The organism is Pseudomonas sp. 8BK (assembly GCF_902506475.1).
Lineage (GTDB): Bacteria > Pseudomonadota > Gammaproteobacteria > Pseudomonadales > Pseudomonadaceae > Aquipseudomonas > Aquipseudomonas anguilliseptica.
The window spans coordinates 1,261,478-1,279,794 of sequence record NZ_LR733252.1; the positions used below are offsets into that span (position 1 = coordinate 1,261,478).

Below are 18,317 nucleotides of genomic sequence, written 5' to 3' on the forward strand. Positions count from 1 at the left end.
ATGGATGAGTGAACAGCTGCTCGATGAACTGCCGCTGGCCAGCAGCCCGGCCAGCGACCTGACCTACTTCGCCCTGGCTGCGACTGCCGCCAAACCGGCAACGCAAGCCCCGCGTGAAGTACTCAGCGAACTGCCAGAAGTGCTCGGCGGCCGCTACAAGATCGAGCGCCTGCTCGGCGTCGGCGGCATGGGGGCGGTGTATCGCGCCCGTGATCTGCTGCGCGAACAGTTCGGTGATCCCGAGCCCTATGTGGCCGTGAAAACCCTCAGCGATGATTTCGCCGAGTACCCGGATGCCAACGCGCTGCTGTACAGCGAGTTCGCCCTCACCGCACGGCTCAATCACCCGCATGTAGTGCGCCTGTTCGGCTTCGAGGTGGATGTGCCAAGCCAGCGCGCCTTCCTCACCCTGGAGCTGCTCAAGGGCCTGACCCTCGACCAGTTACTTAGCGAACGCCCCGAAGGCCTGCCCTGGAGCGAACTGCAGGAAATCGCCATCGCTCTGCTCGATGCCCTGAGCTATTCACACAGCCTCGGCGTGCTGCATGGCGACCTGAAGCCCAGCAATGTGATGCTCGCCGAAGACGGCCTGCGCCTGTTCGATTATGGTCTCGGCCAGCCCGTGGAAGGTCTGCTGCCTGGCCTGCCGCGCCTGTGCCGCAACCGCTTCACCGCCTGGACGCCGCGCTACGCCGCCCTGGAATTGCTAGACGGTGCGCCGCTCACCGCCGCTGCCGATGTCTATGCCGTGGCGTGCGTACTGTATGAACTGGCCAGTGGACGCCATCCGTTCAGCCGGCAAAGCGCCAAACAGGCCAAGGTCATGGAGCTGGATAAGCAGCTGCAGCGTCCGGAGCAGTTACCGACGCATTGCTGGCCCGCTGTGCGTACCGCGCTGGCGTTCGATGAAGCGCAGCGCAATATCAGTTGCGCACAGTTGCTCGAAGTATTTCGCCAACCCACGCCCAGCGGTTGGCGGCGCTGGCTGTGGCGCAACTCGTAGGTTGGCGCTGAGGTACGAAGCCCAACGGCACCTAGCAACAGCAATGGATGATCTTTTAACAAGGAAATGACTATGTTCAACCCGGCCAATGAAACCCACTTCAGCCTAAGCATCGAAGGTCTTGAACACGACCTGCAAGTGCTCGAGTTCAGCGGCCGCGAAGCCATCAGTCAGCCTTATCGTTTCGAGGTGGAACTGATCAGCGAGAACGCCGAGCTGGATCTGCAAAGCCTGTTGCATCAGCGCGCCTTCCTCGCCTTTACCCCAGATGACCTAGGCATTCACGGCCTGATCTATCAGGTCGCCCAAGCCGAATCCGGCAAGCGCCTGACCCGCTACAAACTGAGCATCGTGCCGCAGCTGAGCTACCTGGCCCTGCGCACCAACCAGCGCATCTTCCAGCACCTGACGGTGCCCGAAATCGTCGCCACGGTCCTGCAAGAGCACGGCATCGTCGAAGGCGGCTACCAGTTCCTGCTCGGCCCCACGGTTTACCCCACGCGCGACTACTGCGTGCAGTACGACGAGAGCGACCTGCACTTCATCCAACGTCTGTGCGAGGAGGAAGGCATTCACTACCACTTCCAGCACAGCAGTCAGGGCCACGTACTGACCTTTGGTGATGACCAGACTGCGTTTGGCAAACTCGGCCAACCCACCGCCTACCTGCAAGACAACGGCATGACCGCCGATGAGCCGGTGATCAAACGCTTCGCCGTGCGCCTGGAAACCCGCACCAGCCGCATCACCCGCCGTGATTACGACTTCGAACAGCCACGCCTGCTAATGGAAGCCGCTTTCAAGGAGGATCGTGACCCCGAGGCCAAGCCGCTGCCGGACCTTGAGGATTACGACTACCCCGGCCGCTTTGTCGACCGTACACGTGGCAAGCACCTCAGCCAGCGCAACCTCGAACGCCACCGCGCCGACTACCGCCTGGCCGAGGGGCGTGGCGATCAACCGAAACTGCTCAGCGGGCATTTCCTCGAAATATCCGACCACCCGCGCCAGGACTACAACGACCTCTGGCTGCTGCATGAGGTGATTCACCAGGGCAAACAGCCGCAGGTGCTGGAAGAGTCCGTCACCAGCCATACCGAAGCCAGCGACGGTTTCCAGCAGGGCTACCGCAACCACTTTATCGCCGCCCCCTGGGACGTGCCCTTCCGCCCGCCGCTTGCCCATCCGAAGCCCAGAGTTCTAGGCAGCCAGACGGCTGTAGTCACTGGCCCAGCAGGCGAGGAAATCCACTGCGACGAATACGGCCGGATCAAGGTGCAGTTCTTCTGGGATCGTGAAGGCCAGGCCGACGACACCACCAGTTGCTGGCTGCGCGTGGCCTCCAGCTGGGCCGGCGATGCTTACGGTGGCATCGCCATTCCACGGATCGGCATGGAAGTGCTGGTGACCTTCCTTGAAGGCGACCCCGATCAGCCGCTGGTCACCGGCTGCCTATACCACGCCGAGCATGTGGTGCCCTACGACCTGCCGGCAAACAAGACCCGCACCGTGTTCAAAACCCTCAGCACACCGGGCGGTGGCGGCTACAACGAGCTGCGCATCGAAGACAAGAAAGGTGCCGAACAGATCTACCTGCACGCCCAACGCGACTGGGACGAGAACATCGAGCACGACCAAAAGATCCGCGTCGGCAACGAACGCCACGACACCGTCGAAGCCAACAGCTACACCGAGCTGCAAGCCGAAGAACACCTCACGGTGAAAACCGAGCGCAAAGTCGAAGTCAAACCCGACGACCACCTCACCGTTGGGCAAAACCAACACATCAAACTCGGCACCGCGCAACTGACCAAAGCCGGCCGCGAAATCCACCTCAAAGCCGGGCAAAAGATGGTCATCGAAGCCGGCGTCGAACTGACGATCAAAGCCGGCGGCAGCTTTATCAAACTCGACCCCGGCGGCATCACCCTGGTCGGGCCACAAGCCAAAATCAACGCCGGCGGTGCTCCGGGTAAAGGCTCAGGCATCAAGATCAAACCACCGGTGCTGCCAGGCGCGGCGGATAGCGATAAGGCGGGGAATTTGCTGGATGAGGCGCTGGTGAACTCACTGCAAAAGACAGAAAAGCAGCCGCAAACATTCTTTCTGTTTTCCGAATAATCACTTAATAACTAATACCAAGTGTTTAACGAGCAAACCCAGATGAACATAAACCATCAGACACACAGAAAAAGTAGTTTAATAAAAAAAACACCTCAATTCATTCTTCTAATAAGTATATTACTGTCCAGCACCGCTTGCAGCAGCAAATCACTAAATGAGCTTCAAATCTTTGAGTACAAGGAAGCCATTCGCGCATTTCAAGAGCAACAGCATGACACGCCTGGCGTATGGACGTGCAGCTACATAGAAAAAAGTAATACTGAATCCATTAAGGATGCCGAAACGTTAATGGTAGAGATAGATGAAAAATACATATACGTGAAGCACAACAACCAACTCACCGAACTGTCTCTAACAACCAGACACAAAGAAAATTCGATCTACAAAGACAAAAAAGAAAACCTATCCCTACAAATTAATGTGATTAAAAAAAGCAATTACAGTGAATACCGAGAGTCACATGACCGGATAGCAGAAGCCGAATTAAACGTTTCTGGGGAAAAATATAAATTACAGCTTCTTGGAGAAGCGTGCGGAATTTAATAATCATTACAAGACCGTAGTTGCACAAAGCGACAAGGAATTAGCATGTACACAATAGTAGAGAGCGGAACAAATGGTATTGAGCCGGTCAAATCCTATGATGATTTGGAGAAACACCATCCATCAAAAGCTAGAGAGCCAAAGCGTGAGTATGACGAAACTGACGGGCATCTAGAAGAAATCAGAACAAATGAGCCAGGCGGCCGTAGACTGGTAAAAAAAGATTTTGTTTTACTTGTTAATGGTAGCAACAAGTCTATCGATGTTCCATGCCCTGTCGCAGGCTTTGTAAAGACCTTTAAATCTTACGGCACAGTCAAAATATATAGCACCGAAAAATACGACGACCTTCTTGGGCAAGTCCTTCATTTAGACACAAACTTCAAGGTCAAAGATGGACAATACGTAGAATATGGGCAACCCATAGGCATTCAGTACAGGACAGATGGCGAAGGCAAACCAACATACGCAATACATACACATGCCGAACTTGAGCGGACACAGTTCGAAAAATATATAAAAGACATCGTGGATGGCAATATAAAACCCGGTACATGGCCGTCAAATACCTCACCAACCGATGACAAGAAATATCAGTTTCCCGTACGCAAAGCCGACGGCAGCCATTACACCCTGGACGAGCTGTACAAAGAATTGGAGAAAGAAAGCTCGGGTCACTACCTGCTAGGCAACCATGGCTTCTGGCATGGCGGCATCCACTTCAGCGATTCCAGCATGCCACACGCTAAGCTCAAACAGGCCGTGCGCTGCATGGCAGATGGCGAAGTGGTCGCTTACCGGCTGAACAAGAATTATCTATCGTCCACATTCATGGGCGAACAAAGCTGCGACAACCTGCGCTACTCCACGTCTTTCTGCCTGGTTCGCCACACCTATGAGTCGCAGAAGCGTCCGGCGGAGAGCAAACCAGTTGCCAAAATCGAGTGGGTAGGTAAAACAGTACAACTTACCAGCTCGCGCTATGGACGCGATATCGCAAGCACAGTCCTGGGTAATACGGGTAACTTCGAAGCGCTTATGCCGGCAGGCACAGAGCTGCAGATTCTCAAAATCCATGACACCAAAGATATGCGTTTCGCCTTGGCCACGATCAAGGCTGCATTGCCCGGTAAAGATCGAGCTGGTAATCCGGTAACTCGTGCCGCAACGAGCGAAATCTGGTTCGCCGCATTCGACAAGAAAGATGTGATCCTCAAGGATCGAAACAAGCAAGCCATCTTCAAGGATGTAACGCCTGCGCCCCCAGCTGAAGCGAAAGCAGAAGACAAGAAGCCAGAAACCAACAAACTTGAATTCTTCAGCCTGTATATGCATCTGCTGCCTTTTGAGCATTACCCGTTACAGAATGGCGAGAGTCAGCGCCGGTTCAAGGTAAAGGCCAAGGGCCGCAATGTGCGCAAGGAAGCAAACCTTACTGGCACCGTACTAGGGCAGATTGAGAGTGGGGCGGAATTCGAGTTGATCTCAGCCACATCCGGGCATCAGATAAAGCCCGGTGATACCGCTACCTATGAACTGGCTCAGATAAAGATTCTCAGCAAGGGGGTGAAGAAGAGCGGTGTACAAACAGCCAAAGCAGGTGACGTGGTCTGGATGGCCATCAGCAAGACGGAACCAGGCAAGGCAGACGAGCACTATGCGGAAGAAATCCCACCACAAAAACGCGTTCGTCCCACCTACTGGAAAGGCCAAGTCAAAGCTCAACTGAAAAAACGAGTTCCTGCCTTCAATAAACCAGAAGACCCGGTCGATAAAAAAATCGGCTTGCTTGCAGAAAATACCGTATTGGAGTACGCCACAGGCACAGTAAAGCGAGTCATTCAGGCAGGCCGCCCGCAAATCATGGCCCCTTGCACAATTGTTAGCGGAGGATTCTGGGACACTCCAATGTGTCCGGCAGGCCCCGTATGGGTCGCTATTGATGCAAATGTAGCGGAGTTGAAACCCGATGATCCAAGCGACTTCGACTCTGTCGTCACCTGCACAATCCCAATCAAAGCAGGTGATCCTGTTGGCTACCTCGGTCTCTACGAGACGCTCGCCAGCGCCAAAGGCGGGGTGAAAAGCCGACATCAGGTTCACGTAGAGCTGTTCTCTACTGACCCCAATCTGGAAGCATTCCTGAAGAACCCGGCGGGATTGAAGGACGGCAAACAATACTTACGCGTTACCAAGGGCAAGACCATTTACAACAAAGGTGGTACTGCAGAGGTACCGACGTTTACACCCAGCGGACTGGTCATAAACGAGAACTACCTGATTGCTGCGAACCAGACAAAGTTGTTCAAAGCCCCAGACAGCAAAGAGTGGTACCCGATCAAAGTCAACAGCGCCACCACCCCGGTGGATGGCTATATAGCAAAGGCTGACGGGGAAATCATTAGTCAGCATGATAGGGAAAAATTAGGTTTCCAAATTATCAAGGAAAGCAACGATAACGCCGACGGCTTTCTCGACCCCAAGGAAATGCCGGATTTCTTTCAGAACCTTTATCTAAAAATTGACCAACTCGGCAACAAGGATGACAAGGTCACTGCTGACGAAATATCCCTTGCCTTGAAAAATCGCAAGTTCCGCGACCGTTGGTCGAAACTGATTGGCTACCATCCGACCGAATGGCAAGCAAAATCATCAGCCCCTAAATGGCAGCGATTAGACGAGTTACTCAAGGATGTCCCGGAAGTGCTTCGCCATGAAAAGGAACGTATCGATAATCTGGTGTTCTGGGATGAGCTGGCGGGGGCGATGCAAGTAGCGTTGCCTAAGCAGATACACCACTTCCACCCGTTAGGGCTAATAGATAGCTTGAGTATGAACACCGGCGAAGTAGCTGACTCCGAACTCATGTACCTCGCCAGGACCATTTACGGTGAAGCCCGCGGGCAGAGCTACGCCTCTAAAGTTGCTGTCGGGTGGATTATTCGCAACCGTCTAATGAAAGGAACTTGGGGCAGCACCTACCGTAGTGTGGTTACTGCTCGCTTGCAATTTACTTGCTGGAGTAAAAAGCATGACCCTCATGGTTATAAGGCCATTCACAACCCTGTCGGACAGGCATGGGATGATTGCCAGAAAGCTGCAGAAGAGGTCATGAACGCACCAGCAAATGCGAACGTACTACCAGAGGCACTCAACTACTACAGCCCAAGGGCTCAGGCGCAGTTACATGTCCAAAAACCGAGTGTCTACCCAGAAACACCATCTTTCGCTATCAGTTCAAAACGTGTCCCTAATCCGCCAGGAGTCAGCGATGACGATTACAGATTCTATAAAGGCTAGCTTACTGGTTCTGTCTATTTCAGCGGCGAACATATGCTCTGCCGAGAGTTACTCGGAAAGCTTCGAAATCCCAGACAGCGAATGGCGGATCGAAAGCCAATGCTCGACCGTAGCCAAAGCCACCCAGTGCACGATTTCCGTCAACGATGGTAATACGGAAGAAAAGGTACTTAACTACCCTGCCCCTCCAGCATCAGCAAGCTATGAAGCACACATTTTCCTACTCACTTTCGGTTGCGGCACTGCATGCTCAGCAACCTACGCCTACAAACTCGGAGGCCACTTGGGTGGGCCATTCCCGCTGGTGGAAGCGACTGATAATGAGCGTGAAGTGGTAATGAGCCTGGGTGCTAAGTCTGTGCTCTTCTATCGTATGTTCGACAATAGCGATGAGCCCTTACATGAAATAACCCCAGACCTGAATGATTCCAACTTACTGGACGTCGTCGATGACAGCAGCCTCGAAGACCATATATTCCGCCTTTCATATCTCACAGAAAATGGGCTAGAAGAACTGCAATATGAAGCACCGCAATAAATATTAATCGCGTATCTGGAGCAAATTTAGGGTAACGATGTGCCGTAAGACCGACGGCACATAACCATTACAGGTCGGTTTCTTCAAATGAAAATGGGACATATTTATTGGCAAAATAATCCGTCCCCTTTTCTTATATTAGCGAACACAACGACAACTGAGCTCGCTGGCACTCGACGAGTACAACGATTCAGTCCACATACAAAAACATTTAGGAGATATTAAACCCGTTACGTCAGTGACGTTTGAGGCCAACAAGAATGAATAGAACTCTGTGTTCAATCCTATTCCTTCTCGCATTTTTTGGTAATTCTGCATGCGCCAATCAACCAGCAGAAGAGTCATTCACGGCGGAGTCGAATCTAGAAGAGGGCTCTTGCTATGGATATCTAACCGAGCTAGTGAGAAGCAGTAACTTTCCGTTTAAATACGTAACCAAGGAGAAAACTAACTTACTGATCGACAATGACACCGGCGACAGCGTAATGGCGAAACTGCTCTTCGATACGAACGGTACTGGCACTATCGGCTGGGTTCAGTACAACGTGACCCAACGCCAACTATTAAATATTTCAGGCGATGTAGAGGAGCCTGAAGAACTAACTTTCGATACATCGTTCGCTACAGAATATGAAACGTGCATAAACCGCTGACATACGATCTCGTTTTTACTGATGGAGACGTCGCTTTGCTCTACGTTATTCCAAGGGCTCTTCTGCTAATGCTTGTGCTGGCTACCCCCGCACAAGCACAGGCAAAGCCCCTCACCTTCGATAGAAGTGGCAACACTGAAACCTACCGGGCGGATATGAAAACCGGTGAATTGACGATCAGTTGGGGAACGGAAACCAAAGTATTTGCAGATATCGTTGGCTACGCCGGCCAGACGTCCAGAGCCCTGGTCTCGTTCAACGGTGCTCCCGCGTTGACCTACGAGAACGCCGGATCAAACACACATTTCGAAGTCTTTTATACCCTCGCGCTCAAGAACAAAGCCCCCGTCATCGATTGCGTGTACGGCAATATCCGCAGTGGCCAGAATGGCGCATCCATTCGCAAGGCCGTATGTAATCTGGATAAACCGCTGTCGAGCGAGTACCAGGACCTGACTTTCGCCTACTCGAACAAGTGGATCGACGCCTCAAACGCTGTGTCTCTGCAATCAGTGGTGGCCGAGCCCTCTCAAGTAGTCGACGCCCCCGTTGGCAGACTGGGCGAGGTCGACTTAGTGCTGCGTTACGACTCGCTCGACGTACTGCTGAGTGCGACCCCGAAAACCATAGCGACTGCGAGTGGGAAAACTTATGAAGTAAGCAGCGGCAATGCCTATTTCGTGTATGACGCGGACGGCACCACGCCGCTGGCGCTGGATGTGGAGACGAACCCCGCCACGCACACGCTGAAACGCCTGACAGCGGCGGAGTTGCGACGCGCCATCCAGGCCAACTGAAACGACTATCAGCTGAAGCGCGAGAAGTGCCGGAAGACTTCGGCACATGACACTTACAGATCGCTTTCCTCAACCACCCTCACCAACTCCGCCTCCATGGCATACGCCGCATCCGCCAACTCGTTGTTGACCTGTTCGACCTTCAGCGTACCGCTTACCCACAGTGGGGCGTAGATGTCTTCGAGTTCGATGCCTCTGGGGTAGCGCACCAGTACCAGTTGATTCGGAGGTGGTGGCGGAACGTGGATGCAGGCGCCGGGGTAGGGAACCAGGAAGAACAGTGTGCTGTGGCCCTCGCTGTCGGTTTCCAGCGGTACCGGGTAGCCACCCAGGCGGATGGCTTTGCCGTCGAAGGCCGCGACGGTTTTGCTGGAGTACATGACTGCCGGTAGGCTCTGGTCCTGCTGTTTGAGGCCGCCGGGGTTGTAGAAACCGCTTTCCATCTCCTGCCCGTCGTGGCTGATCTCGGGCATGTCTTCCAGGGCCTTACGATCTTCCGGCGGCATCAGCTCAAGCCAGTCGGTTTCCGGCAGTTCGGCGCAGGCCAGGGCGCTGATAAACAGCAGGGGTAACAGCAGATAACGCATGGACAGGCTCACCAAGCAGCTGAGTGAAAGGGTGTTAGCCCTTTTTGACTGCGCCGTAGATTACCAGCAGCACCACAGCACCGATCACTGCGCCAATAAAACCTGCGGATTCGCCCACCTTGTAGATGCCCAGCGCCTGGCCGCCATAGGTGGCGGCAATCGAGCCACCAACGCCGAGCAGGATGGTCATGATCCAGCCCATGCTGTCGTTGCCGGGTTTGATAAAACGCGCGATCAGACCGACGATCAGGCCGATAAAAATGATGCCAATAATGCTCATGCGAGCCTCCTGAATGGACGGTGGGATTCACGACCGTTGATCTGACCACGGGAAAAGCTGGCAGTTCGCTACTCTTCGGTCTCTGGCGGTACGACGCCGTAGCGATGGTAGATGCGGGCCACCTCGCCGCTTTCGCGCATGCCACGCAGCGCCTGACCTAGCTGTTCGTAGAGGGGCGCTTTCGCGCCCCGATAGTGGCGCATCGACGCACCGTAATAATTACCGACGGATTGCTCGTACTGGTACTCGGCATAGCTGTAGTCGCGGAAGTCGATTTTGTGGAACTGCGCTTCGATAGCCTCGGCGTCCAGCACCACCATTACATCCAAGCGCCCGGCGCGAAACATCCCAGCCAGCAGGTAGTCGTCGGTAGCCAAGCTTTTTCGCAGGCTGTTGTCGCCGTCGAACTGATCGAAGTAGGCGGTACCACGTTTGACCCCGATCACCTTGCCCTGCAGGTCGGCATAGCTACGCAGGCTGGCCTGTTGCCCGGCCTTGACGATAAAGCGGATGCTTTTGCGCTGAGTGCCGATGGACGGCAGAAAGTGCACGTAGTCCATGCGCTCGGCAGTGAAGAGCACACGCGGCACGAGGTCGATACGCCCGGATTTAAGATCTTCCAGGCTGCGTACAAAAGGCGCGTAACGCCATTCGATACGCGCGCCGACGCGTTGCGCGGCCGTGTCCAGCACTTCGATCAGCGGGCCGACAGGGAGTGAGTCGAGGGCCTGCATCTCCGGTGGGCGCTCACGGTAATCCGCGCGCAATACCTGTTCGGCATGGCAAAACGGCAGGTACAACAAAGACAGCAGCAACAGGTACTTCATGACAAGGCTCTTGTGTATGGCCAGTACGCAAGAGCTTAGTCACAAAGCGAAGATCAGGCCTTGGCGATCAGCGCCTCGACCACGGCGATCTGCTGGTCCAGGGTGGCGCGATCCTCGCAGCGCAGGGTGGCGTGGCCGACCTTGCGGCCGGCCTTGAAGGCCTTGCCGTAGTGGTGCAGGCGACAGTCGTCGATGGCGATTACCTGCTCCACCGGCGGAACCACACCGATAAAGTTAAGCATCGCGCTCTCGCCGACCTTGGCAGTCGAACCCAGCGGCAGGCCGGCGACGGCGCGCAGGTGGTTTTCGAACTGGCTGCACTCGGCGCCTTCGATGGTCCAGTGCCCGGAGTTGTGCACGCGCGGGGCGATTTCGTTGGCTTTCAGGCCGCCATCGACTTCGAAGAACTCGAAGGCTAGCACGCCAACATAATCGAGCTTGGTCAGCACGCGGCTGACGTAATCTTCGGCCAGCGCCTGCAGCGGGTGATCGGTGCTGGCAATGGACAGCGCCAGTACGCCGCTGTCATGACGGTTGTGCACCAGCGGGTAGAAGCGCGTTTCGCCATCACGGGCGCGCACCGCCACCAGCGATACTTCGCCAGTAAATGGTACAAAGCCTTCGAGGATGCACGGCACGCTGCCTAGCTCGGCGAAGGCGCCAACCACATCTTCTGGTTTGCGCAGAACCTTCTGGCCCTTGCCGTCATAGCCCAGGGTGCGGGTCTTCATGACCGCGGGCAGGCCAATGGCAGCCACGGCGGCATCCAGATCGGCTTGCGACTGGATATCGGCGAAATCCGGGGTGGGAATGCCGAGGTCCTTGAACATGGATTTTTCAAACCAGCGATCACGGGCGATGCGCAGGGCTTCGGCGCTCGGATACACCGGCACGAACTGCGAGAGGAAGGCTACGGTCTCGGCCGGCACGCTTTCGAACTCGAAGGTCACCAGGTCAACTTCATCGGCCAGCTGGCGCAGGTGAGCCTGATCGCTGTAATCGGCGCGGATATGCTCGCCTAGCGCTTGCGCGCAGGCATCCGGCGCGGGGTCGAGAAAGGCGAAGTTCATCCCCAGCGGTGTGCCTGCCAGGGCCAACATGCGGCCCAGCTGGCCGCCACCGATTACGCCGATTTTCATGGGTTAGGCCTCACGCGGGTCCGGATTGTCCAGTACGGTTTCAGTCTGTTCCTGGCGGAACTGCTTGAGCGCAGCATGGAACTGCGGATGCTGGTGACCGAGGATACTCGCGGCGAGCAGCGCGGCGTTGACGGCGCCGGCCTTGCCGATGGCCAGGGTGGCGACCGGAATACCGGCGGGCATCTGCACGATCGACAGCAGCGAATCGACGCCCGAGAGCACGGCCGATTGCACCGGCACACCGAGTACCGGCAGGTGGGTCTTGGCCGCACACATACCCGGCAGATGCGCTGCGCCGCCGGCACCGGCGATGATCACCTGAATGCCACGGCCTTCCGCTTCTTCAGCGTACTGGAACAGCAGGTCCGGGGTGCGGTGGGCGGAAACCACCTTCACTTCGTACGCAATGCCCAGCTTGTCCAGCATCTCGGCGGTGTGGCTAAGGGTGGACCAATCGGACTTGGAGCCCATGATCACGCCAACCAGTGCGCTCATCGTCGTGCCTCTTCTTCATCAAGTGCCCGTAGGCGCTGCAGAAACTAACAAGCCACGCTGGAAACCAGGCGTGGCTTGTTAGTGTATGAATTATGGCGGTGCGGGCCGCCAAAGGCCGCGCAGTATACCGTAAAGCCTGGGCTGGCGTGCACCCCGGCGCGCCGTTTGTCGCGGACCGCTCGCCGCGCTGTCAGGCGGCAGGTCAACGCAGCGCAAGGCGAACACCACGAGCAGACCTGGCGCACAAATCGCTGTCAGAGGCATGGCTATACTTGGCGTTCTTTTAACCCAACAAGGACACCACCATGACAAGGCTGTCACTGCTACTCGCCGCTTCGCTGTTCACCCTCAACGCCAGCGCCCTCGAACTGGCCAAATACCCGCAAGTATTCGGTGCCGGCAAAGGCATCAGCGTCACTGTTGCACCCAGCAGCGATGACACGCAGGCATTGGTTCAGGTCAGCGGCATCAATCACCCACTGGATGAGGTGGTACTGCTGACCACGATCAAAGACCGTGGCAATGATGATCGCGATTACACCACCACCCTCAATGGCAGCGCCTACAACATGCTGGTCAAGCGCCAGGGCTGGGGTGGCGAGCGCTTCCAGCTCTATCTGCCCAATACCGACGGTTTCGAACTGGGCTTCGATGAAGCCAAGAGCAAAGAAGCCAAGCCGGCCAATCTGCTGGCACTCTATGAGCAGCAGAAGAAGAAAGGCATTCAGGACAAGCTGAGCCGCTTCGACCGGGAAAAGCGCGTGGCCGACTTCACCCAGCAGCTGCAACAGATTGACCAGGACGCATCGCAGAGCTGCGGTACGCCACTGACCACCGCGGTGGATTGGAAAGCCCTCGACGACGACAAACTCAAGCGTCTTGGCGTGCCGAGCTTCTGCGGCGAAGTGGTCCGCCAGATGGCCAGCTTGTGCGAGAGCAGCACGGAGTTCAAAGCCCAGGCCGAGCAGCTGAAAACCGTGCAGTGCAGCTTTGACGCCGAACTCAAATTGCGCGAGGGCGATGCCGGCCTGCTGTTCACTACCCACGAGAAAGCACCCAATCAGGGCGACTTTATCAACGCCTTCCTGCGTAATCGTTAACTCTGACTAGACCACAGCGGTCCGGACAGCCCCGGACTGCTGCGGTGCCGCGGCATAGTTCTTGCGTCATTCAGGCATTCTGAACTGTTGCGGTTGCCCCGATGTTGCACGCCCACCTGACCACCCTGCATGTGGTTTCGCTGATCCTGGAAGTCTTTGCCACGCAACCCGAACTGACCGAGCAGCTACTGGCCGGCAGCGGCATTGCTGCGACTGATCTGGCCTGCGCCGACACGCGCATCACCCGCACTCAGGAATTGCAGGTCTGCGCCAATGCCCTGCTGCTGCGCAGTGATCTGGGCCTGGAGCTGGGCCGACGCATGCATGTGTCGGCCTATGGCATGGTCGGTTACGCCGCGCTCTCCAGTGCCACCTTTGGTGACGCCTGGCGGCTGATGCTGCAGTACCCGGCGCTGCTCGGCACCTACTTCAAGCTGGATATGCACCTTGAAGGCGAGCTGGCCTGGGTCAGCGCCAGCGATTACCAGTACGCGCCAGCGCTGGAGGTGTTCAACCTGGAGATGTGCCTGGCCTCGCTCAAGCTGATCAGCGACGACCTGCTCGGCCAATCCCTGCCGCTCAGCGCGGCGCAGTTTCGCTACAGCGAGCCGGACTACAGCGCACGCTACCCGCACAGCTTCGCCTGCCCGCTGCAATTCGATGCCGCGCGCAATGCCTTTGCCTTTCCCGCCAGCTGGCTACAACACCCTCTACCGCTGGCCGATGCGGTGACCCACCGCGAAATGCTCGAACGCTGCCGCAAGCAGAATAGCGAGTTCAACACCCGTCAGGCCTGGCTCGCGCGCATCCGCCAGCTCCTGGCCGAACAGCTGACCGCACCTCCAGGCCTGGAACAGCTGGCGCAGCAGATGCACTGCTCGCCGCGCACTCTGCGCCGGCACCTGCAGGAGCTGGGCACCCACTATCAGGAAGTGCTCGACGAGCTGCGTTTCGAGCGGGCGAAAACCCTGCTCGGCCAGGAGGATTGGCCAATTTATCGGATTGCCGAATACCTCGGTTTTAGCGAAACGGCCAGCTTCCGCCATGCCTTCCAGCGCTGGAGCGGCGTGCCGCCGAGCCGCTTTCGCGCGTAGGCTGGGTTGAGAAGCAAAGCGACAAAGCCCAACAAGACATAGGGGGATGGTGTTTGCGGGATGGGCGTCAGCCGCGACCTGAGAAAAACTCGCCGCTAATGCGCCCCCACGACATACCACGGCGATCGCGCAATGTAAGGCTGTCATCCCTGCGGCCCATCGCTGCGCGAGGATAACAATCGCTCCGGCCGTAAAATCTGGCCATTTCGATCCCCTTTTGGCCGTTGTCAGCGTTCTTTCACAGCGCCATACGGGCGAACAATGGCAACCAGAACAACAAGCCTGGGAGCCACCTGCATGCTGACCTTTTACAGCGACGACCATCACCTGCACCACGGCAGCTGCGAGCTGATCGACGGCCAGCTGATGCCCTGCTTCGAGAAACCGCAACGCGCCGACCATATCCTGGCGCGCGTCCAGCATCGCCAGCTCGGCGAGGTGCGTCCGCCGCAGGACTTCGGCCTGGCACCAATCGAGCGCATCCACAGCGCGGCCTACCTGGACTTCTTCAAGGGCGCCTGGGCGCGCTGGCAGGCGCAGAAGGGCAACGGCGACCTGCTGCCCTTCACCTGGCCGGCACGCACCCTGCGCCAGGTCATCCCGAACGATTTGCATGGCCAGCTCGGCTATTACAGCTTCGACGGCGGCGCACCGATTACCGCCGGCACCTGGCAGGCGGCTTACAGTGCCGCGCAGGTGGCGCTGAGTGCCCAGGCCGAGATCGCCAAGGGTGCCCATAGCGCCTTTGCCCTGTGCCGTCCGCCAGGTCACCACGCGGCCGGCGAGCTGATGGGTGGCTACTGCTACCTGAACAATGCCGCCATCGCCGCCCAGGCATTCCTCGATCAGGGCCACAAGAAGGTAGCGATCCTCGATGTCGACTACCACCACGGCAACGGTACTCAGGACATTTTCTATGCGAGGAGTGATGTGCTGTTCGCCTCGATCCACGGCGATCCGGCCGAGGAGTTCCCGTTCTTCCTCGGCTACGCCGATGAACGCGGCATTGGCGCCGGTGAAGGCTGCAACTTCAACTACCCGCTGGCCATGGGCAGCCCCTGGGCAGTGTGGAGCGCCGCGCTGGATGAAGCCTGCCAGCGGATTGCCGAATACGGTGCTGAAGTGATTGTGGTGTCGCTGGGCGTGGACACCTTCAAGGACGACCCGATTTCCCAGTTCAAGCTCGACAGCCCGGATTACCTGGCCATAGGCAAGCGCATCGCCGCCCTCGGCAAGCCAACACTGTTTGTTATGGAAGGCGGTTATGCGGTGGAAGCCATCGGCGTCAACGCGGTCAACGTGCTGGAAGGTTTCGAAGGCCGGTAGGGTGAACGACGCTCTGCTCGTCCACCGATAACGCTGCCGCTGATTCTGGTGGATGGATAAAGCGCCATCCACCCTACAGATTTCAAAACGTCTAATAAGGGTGAAAACGATGAAAACAATCAAACACCTCCTCGCCATCTGCGGCGCAACCCTGCTGGCCACTGCGGCCCAGGCGCAAACGCCAGAGAAGCCGCGTGAGCTGCGCGTGTACAACTGGGCCGACTATATGCTGCCGGCGGTGCCCAAAGAGTTTCAGGATAAAAGCGGCATCAAGCTGACCTGGGACGTGTTCGACACCAACGAAGCGCTGGAAGCCAAGCTGCTCACCGGCAACTCCGGTTACGACCTGGTGGTGCCGACCAACACCTTCCTCGACACCCAGATCAAGGCCGGCGTATTCCAGAAGCTCGACAAGAGCAAGCTACCGAACTGGCAGCACCTCGACCCCGGCCTGCTGCAGCTGATGACCGCCAACGACCCCGGCAACCAGTACGCCGTGCCTTACATGTACGGCACCGTGTTGGTCGGCTTCAACCCGGACAAGGTCAAGGCCGTGCTCGGCGCCGATGCGCCGGTGGACAGCTGGGATCTGATCTTCAAGGAAGAGAACATCAGCAAGCTCAAGCAGTGCGGCGTGGCCATGCTCGATTCGCCCGGCGATATCCTGCCGATTGCCCTGCACTACCTGGGTCTGGACCCCAACAGCAGCAAGCCCGAGGACTACGAGAAAGCCAGCGCGCTGATGCTGAAGATTCGCCCCCACGTGGCCTACTTCCACTCGGCCAAGTACATGACCGATATCGCCAACGGCGACATCTGCGTGGCCATCGGCTATTCCGGCAGCTTCTACCAGTTCGCCAACCGCGCCAAGGAAGCCGGCAACGGCGTGGTGGTCGACTGGCGTCTGCCCAAGGAAGGTGCGCCGCTGTGGTACGACTCCTTCGCCATCCCGAAAAGCGCCCTGAACGTTGCCGAGGCCCATGAGTTCCTCAACAACCTGCTCGACCCCAAGGTGATTGCGCCGGTCAGCGACTTCCTCGGCTACCCCAACCCGAACAAGGACGGCATGCCGCTGGTGGGGGCAGAAATCCGCGACAACCCCGGCCTAACCCCAACCGCCGAAGCGCAGAAGACCCTTTACGTGCTGCAGCCGCTGCCACAGAAGATCGAACGCGTGCGTACACGAGTGTGGAACACCATCAAGTCGGGCACCTGATGGCAGCTGGTACTGCAACCCCGTAGGAGCGGCGGGGACGCCCAGTCCATGCCCGCGATGTTTCTCTGCTGCCCTGGATTCGCGGGCAAGCCCGCTCCTACAAGCGCTGCGACAGCTTTAGCGGCCCACTTCGCCGCTTTCCAGCTTGCGCCACAGCAAACGTACCGCTGCCTTGCGCACCAGTGCGCAGCGGTACAGGCGGATTTCCAGCGGCGCCTGCCACTGTTCATCGCCGCACACCACCAGCTCGCCCCGGGCCAGTTCGGCGGTCACGCTCAACCTCGGCACCCAGGCCACGCCCATGCCTTGCAGGGCCATGCTTTTCAGGCTGTCGGCCATCGCCGTTTCGTACACCGTGGTCGAGCGCAACGCCCGTTGGCGCAGCAACAGGTTGACCGAGCGACCGAGAAACGCCCCGGCGCTATAGGCCAGCAGCGGCACGCTCTGGCCGTTGTTAAGGTCGAACAACGGCGCACCGTTTTCGCCCACCGCGCACACCGGCAGCATTTCCGTGCGGCCCAGGTGCAGCGAGGGGAAGATTTCCGGGTCCATCTGCAATGCAGCGTCCGGGTCGTAGTAGGCGAGGATCAGGTCGCAGGCGCCTTCACGCAACGCATGCACCGCTTCGCCAACGTTGGTCGCCACCAAGCGGGTGGTCAACGGCAGCCCTTCACGGCGCAGGCGGGCGATCCATTCCGGGAAAAACCCCAGGGTCAACGAGTGCGCGGCGGCAATCTGCATCACCTCGCCCTGCTGGCCTTCGAGGTTATGCAGGTGACGCACCACCTCGCCAAGCTGCTCGACCATGCTGCGTGCCGTGACCAGAAACAGCTGGCCGGATTCGGTCAGCTCGATGGGCGTACAGGCGCGATTGACCAGGGTCAGGCCGAGCATGCTCTCCAGGCTGCGGATACGCCGACTAAACGCCGGCTGAGTGACAAAGCGCTTCTGCGCCGCCTGGGAAAAGCTGCGAGTGGCGGCCAGGGTGACAAAGTCTTCCAGCCATTTGCTTTCGAGGTTCATCGTCACTCCTGTTTTTGTAGGGTGGATGACGCGCTTTTCATCCACCGCCCAGCCAGCATTCGGTTGTGGTGGATGGGTAAAGCGTCATCCACCCTACGGCCTATAGGGCATAACCCTGCAAACGGTCGACTGCGTTGCGCCGGTGGTGGGTTACGCCGCGTCGCAAGTGGCGTGAGAGGTGGCAATGGCGCAAGCGGCTAACCCACCCTACGTTTGCCGCCACACCGCGGTCACGCCAACATTATGCCGATTATGCATGACCCAGTGCTTAA

At 57.6% G+C, this 18,317-nt stretch carries 17 protein-coding genes; 11 read left to right on the forward strand and 6 right to left on the reverse strand.

Annotated features, from left to right (window positions below; genetic code table 11):
• Nucleotides 1-4 precede the first annotated feature (4 nt).
• The 7 genes from ACIN8IBEIGE_RS05710 to ACIN8IBEIGE_RS05740 all read left to right on the forward strand — a co-directional run bounded on the left by ACIN8IBEIGE_RS05710 (nt 5) and on the right by ACIN8IBEIGE_RS05740 (nt 8,958).
• Nucleotides 5-1,003, forward strand: coding sequence for a serine/threonine-protein kinase (locus tag ACIN8IBEIGE_RS05710; RefSeq protein ID WP_178124332.1), 999 nt, complete (start codon nt 5-7; stop codon nt 1,001-1,003).
• Between the two features lie 72 nt (nt 1,004-1,075).
• On the forward strand, nt 1,076-3,124 hold the full coding sequence (gene tssI / locus ACIN8IBEIGE_RS05715; RefSeq protein WP_160013795.1) for a type VI secretion system tip protein TssI/VgrG: 2,049 nt from the start codon (nt 1,076-1,078) through the stop codon (nt 3,122-3,124).
• Nucleotides 3,125-3,166: 42 nt separating this feature from the next.
• The gene (locus ACIN8IBEIGE_RS05720) at nt 3,167-3,670 is read left to right on the forward strand and encodes a hypothetical protein (protein ID WP_160013796.1); all 504 of its coding nucleotides are present in this window, start codon (nt 3,167-3,169) and stop codon (nt 3,668-3,670) included.
• 45 nt (nt 3,671-3,715) lie between these two features.
• Nucleotides 3,716-6,970 (forward strand): cell wall hydrolase, encoded by a 3,255-nt coding sequence (locus ACIN8IBEIGE_RS05725; protein ID WP_160013797.1) that lies wholly within the window; start codon nt 3,716-3,718, stop codon nt 6,968-6,970.
• Entirely contained in the window at nt 6,942-7,508 is a 567-nt protein-coding gene (locus ACIN8IBEIGE_RS05730) for a hypothetical protein (protein ID WP_160013798.1), read from the forward strand. Before ACIN8IBEIGE_RS05725 ends, ACIN8IBEIGE_RS05730 begins: the two co-directional genes overlap by 29 nt.
• A gap of 260 nt (nt 7,509-7,768) precedes the next feature.
• Nucleotides 7,769-8,161, forward strand: a complete 393-nt coding sequence (locus tag ACIN8IBEIGE_RS05735) for a hypothetical protein (RefSeq protein ID WP_160013799.1) — start codon at nt 7,769-7,771, stop codon at nt 8,159-8,161.
• A complete protein-coding gene (locus ACIN8IBEIGE_RS05740) occupies nt 8,146-8,958 on the forward strand; it encodes a hypothetical protein (protein ID WP_160013800.1) in 813 nt (270 codons plus the stop codon). Before ACIN8IBEIGE_RS05735 ends, ACIN8IBEIGE_RS05740 begins: the two co-directional genes overlap by 16 nt.
• Before the next feature lie 53 nt (nt 8,959-9,011).
• On the opposite strand, the gene ACIN8IBEIGE_RS05745 is transcribed toward ACIN8IBEIGE_RS05740, so the two are convergent.
• The 5 genes from ACIN8IBEIGE_RS05745 to purE all read right to left on the reverse strand — a co-directional run bounded on the left by ACIN8IBEIGE_RS05745 (nt 9,012) and on the right by purE (nt 12,286).
• Nucleotides 9,012-9,545 (reverse strand): DUF3299 domain-containing protein, encoded by a 534-nt coding sequence (locus ACIN8IBEIGE_RS05745; RefSeq protein WP_160013801.1) that lies wholly within the window; start codon nt 9,543-9,545, stop codon nt 9,012-9,014.
• A gap of 34 nt (nt 9,546-9,579) precedes the next feature.
• Nucleotides 9,580-9,825 carry a GlsB/YeaQ/YmgE family stress response membrane protein gene (locus ACIN8IBEIGE_RS05750; protein ID WP_090250808.1) on the reverse strand — a complete coding sequence of 82 codons (246 nt, stop codon included), beginning with the start codon at nt 9,823-9,825 and terminating at the stop codon, nt 9,580-9,582.
• A 68-nt stretch (nt 9,826-9,893) separates the two neighbouring features.
• A complete protein-coding gene (locus ACIN8IBEIGE_RS05755) occupies nt 9,894-10,652 on the reverse strand; it encodes an ABC transporter substrate-binding protein (RefSeq protein ID WP_160013802.1) in 759 nt (252 codons plus the stop codon).
• A gap of 53 nt (nt 10,653-10,705) precedes the next feature.
• Complete coding sequence (locus tag ACIN8IBEIGE_RS05760; RefSeq protein ID WP_160013803.1) at nt 10,706-11,791, reverse strand: 5-(carboxyamino)imidazole ribonucleotide synthase; 1,086 nt, start codon at nt 11,789-11,791, stop codon at nt 10,706-10,708.
• Between the two features lie 3 nt (nt 11,792-11,794).
• The gene (gene purE / locus ACIN8IBEIGE_RS05765; RefSeq protein WP_090377747.1) at nt 11,795-12,286 is read right to left on the reverse strand and encodes a 5-(carboxyamino)imidazole ribonucleotide mutase; all 492 of its coding nucleotides are present in this window, start codon (nt 12,284-12,286) and stop codon (nt 11,795-11,797) included.
• Between the two features lie 305 nt (nt 12,287-12,591).
• On the opposite strand from purE, the gene ACIN8IBEIGE_RS05770 reads away from it, so the two are divergent.
• The 4 genes from ACIN8IBEIGE_RS05770 (at nt 12,592) to ACIN8IBEIGE_RS05785 (ending at nt 17,022) form a co-directional block, all read left to right on the forward strand.
• Nucleotides 12,592-13,386 (forward strand): hypothetical protein, encoded by a 795-nt coding sequence (locus tag ACIN8IBEIGE_RS05770; protein ID WP_160013804.1) that lies wholly within the window; start codon nt 12,592-12,594, stop codon nt 13,384-13,386.
• 101 nt (nt 13,387-13,487) lie between these two features.
• Nucleotides 13,488-14,480, forward strand: coding sequence for an AraC family transcriptional regulator (locus ACIN8IBEIGE_RS05775; protein WP_160013805.1), 993 nt, complete (start codon nt 13,488-13,490; stop codon nt 14,478-14,480).
• A gap of 297 nt (nt 14,481-14,777) precedes the next feature.
• Complete coding sequence (locus ACIN8IBEIGE_RS05780; RefSeq protein WP_160013806.1) at nt 14,778-15,806, forward strand: histone deacetylase family protein; 1,029 nt, start codon at nt 14,778-14,780, stop codon at nt 15,804-15,806.
• 109 nt (nt 15,807-15,915) lie between these two features.
• Complete coding sequence (locus ACIN8IBEIGE_RS05785; RefSeq protein WP_160013807.1) at nt 15,916-17,022, forward strand: polyamine ABC transporter substrate-binding protein; 1,107 nt, start codon at nt 15,916-15,918, stop codon at nt 17,020-17,022.
• A 117-nt stretch (nt 17,023-17,139) separates the two neighbouring features.
• Here ACIN8IBEIGE_RS05785 and ACIN8IBEIGE_RS05790 read toward each other — a convergent pair whose 3' ends face one another.
• Entirely contained in the window at nt 17,140-18,045 is a 906-nt protein-coding gene (locus tag ACIN8IBEIGE_RS05790; protein WP_160013808.1) for a LysR substrate-binding domain-containing protein, read from the reverse strand.
• Nucleotides 18,046-18,317 lie beyond the last annotated feature (272 nt).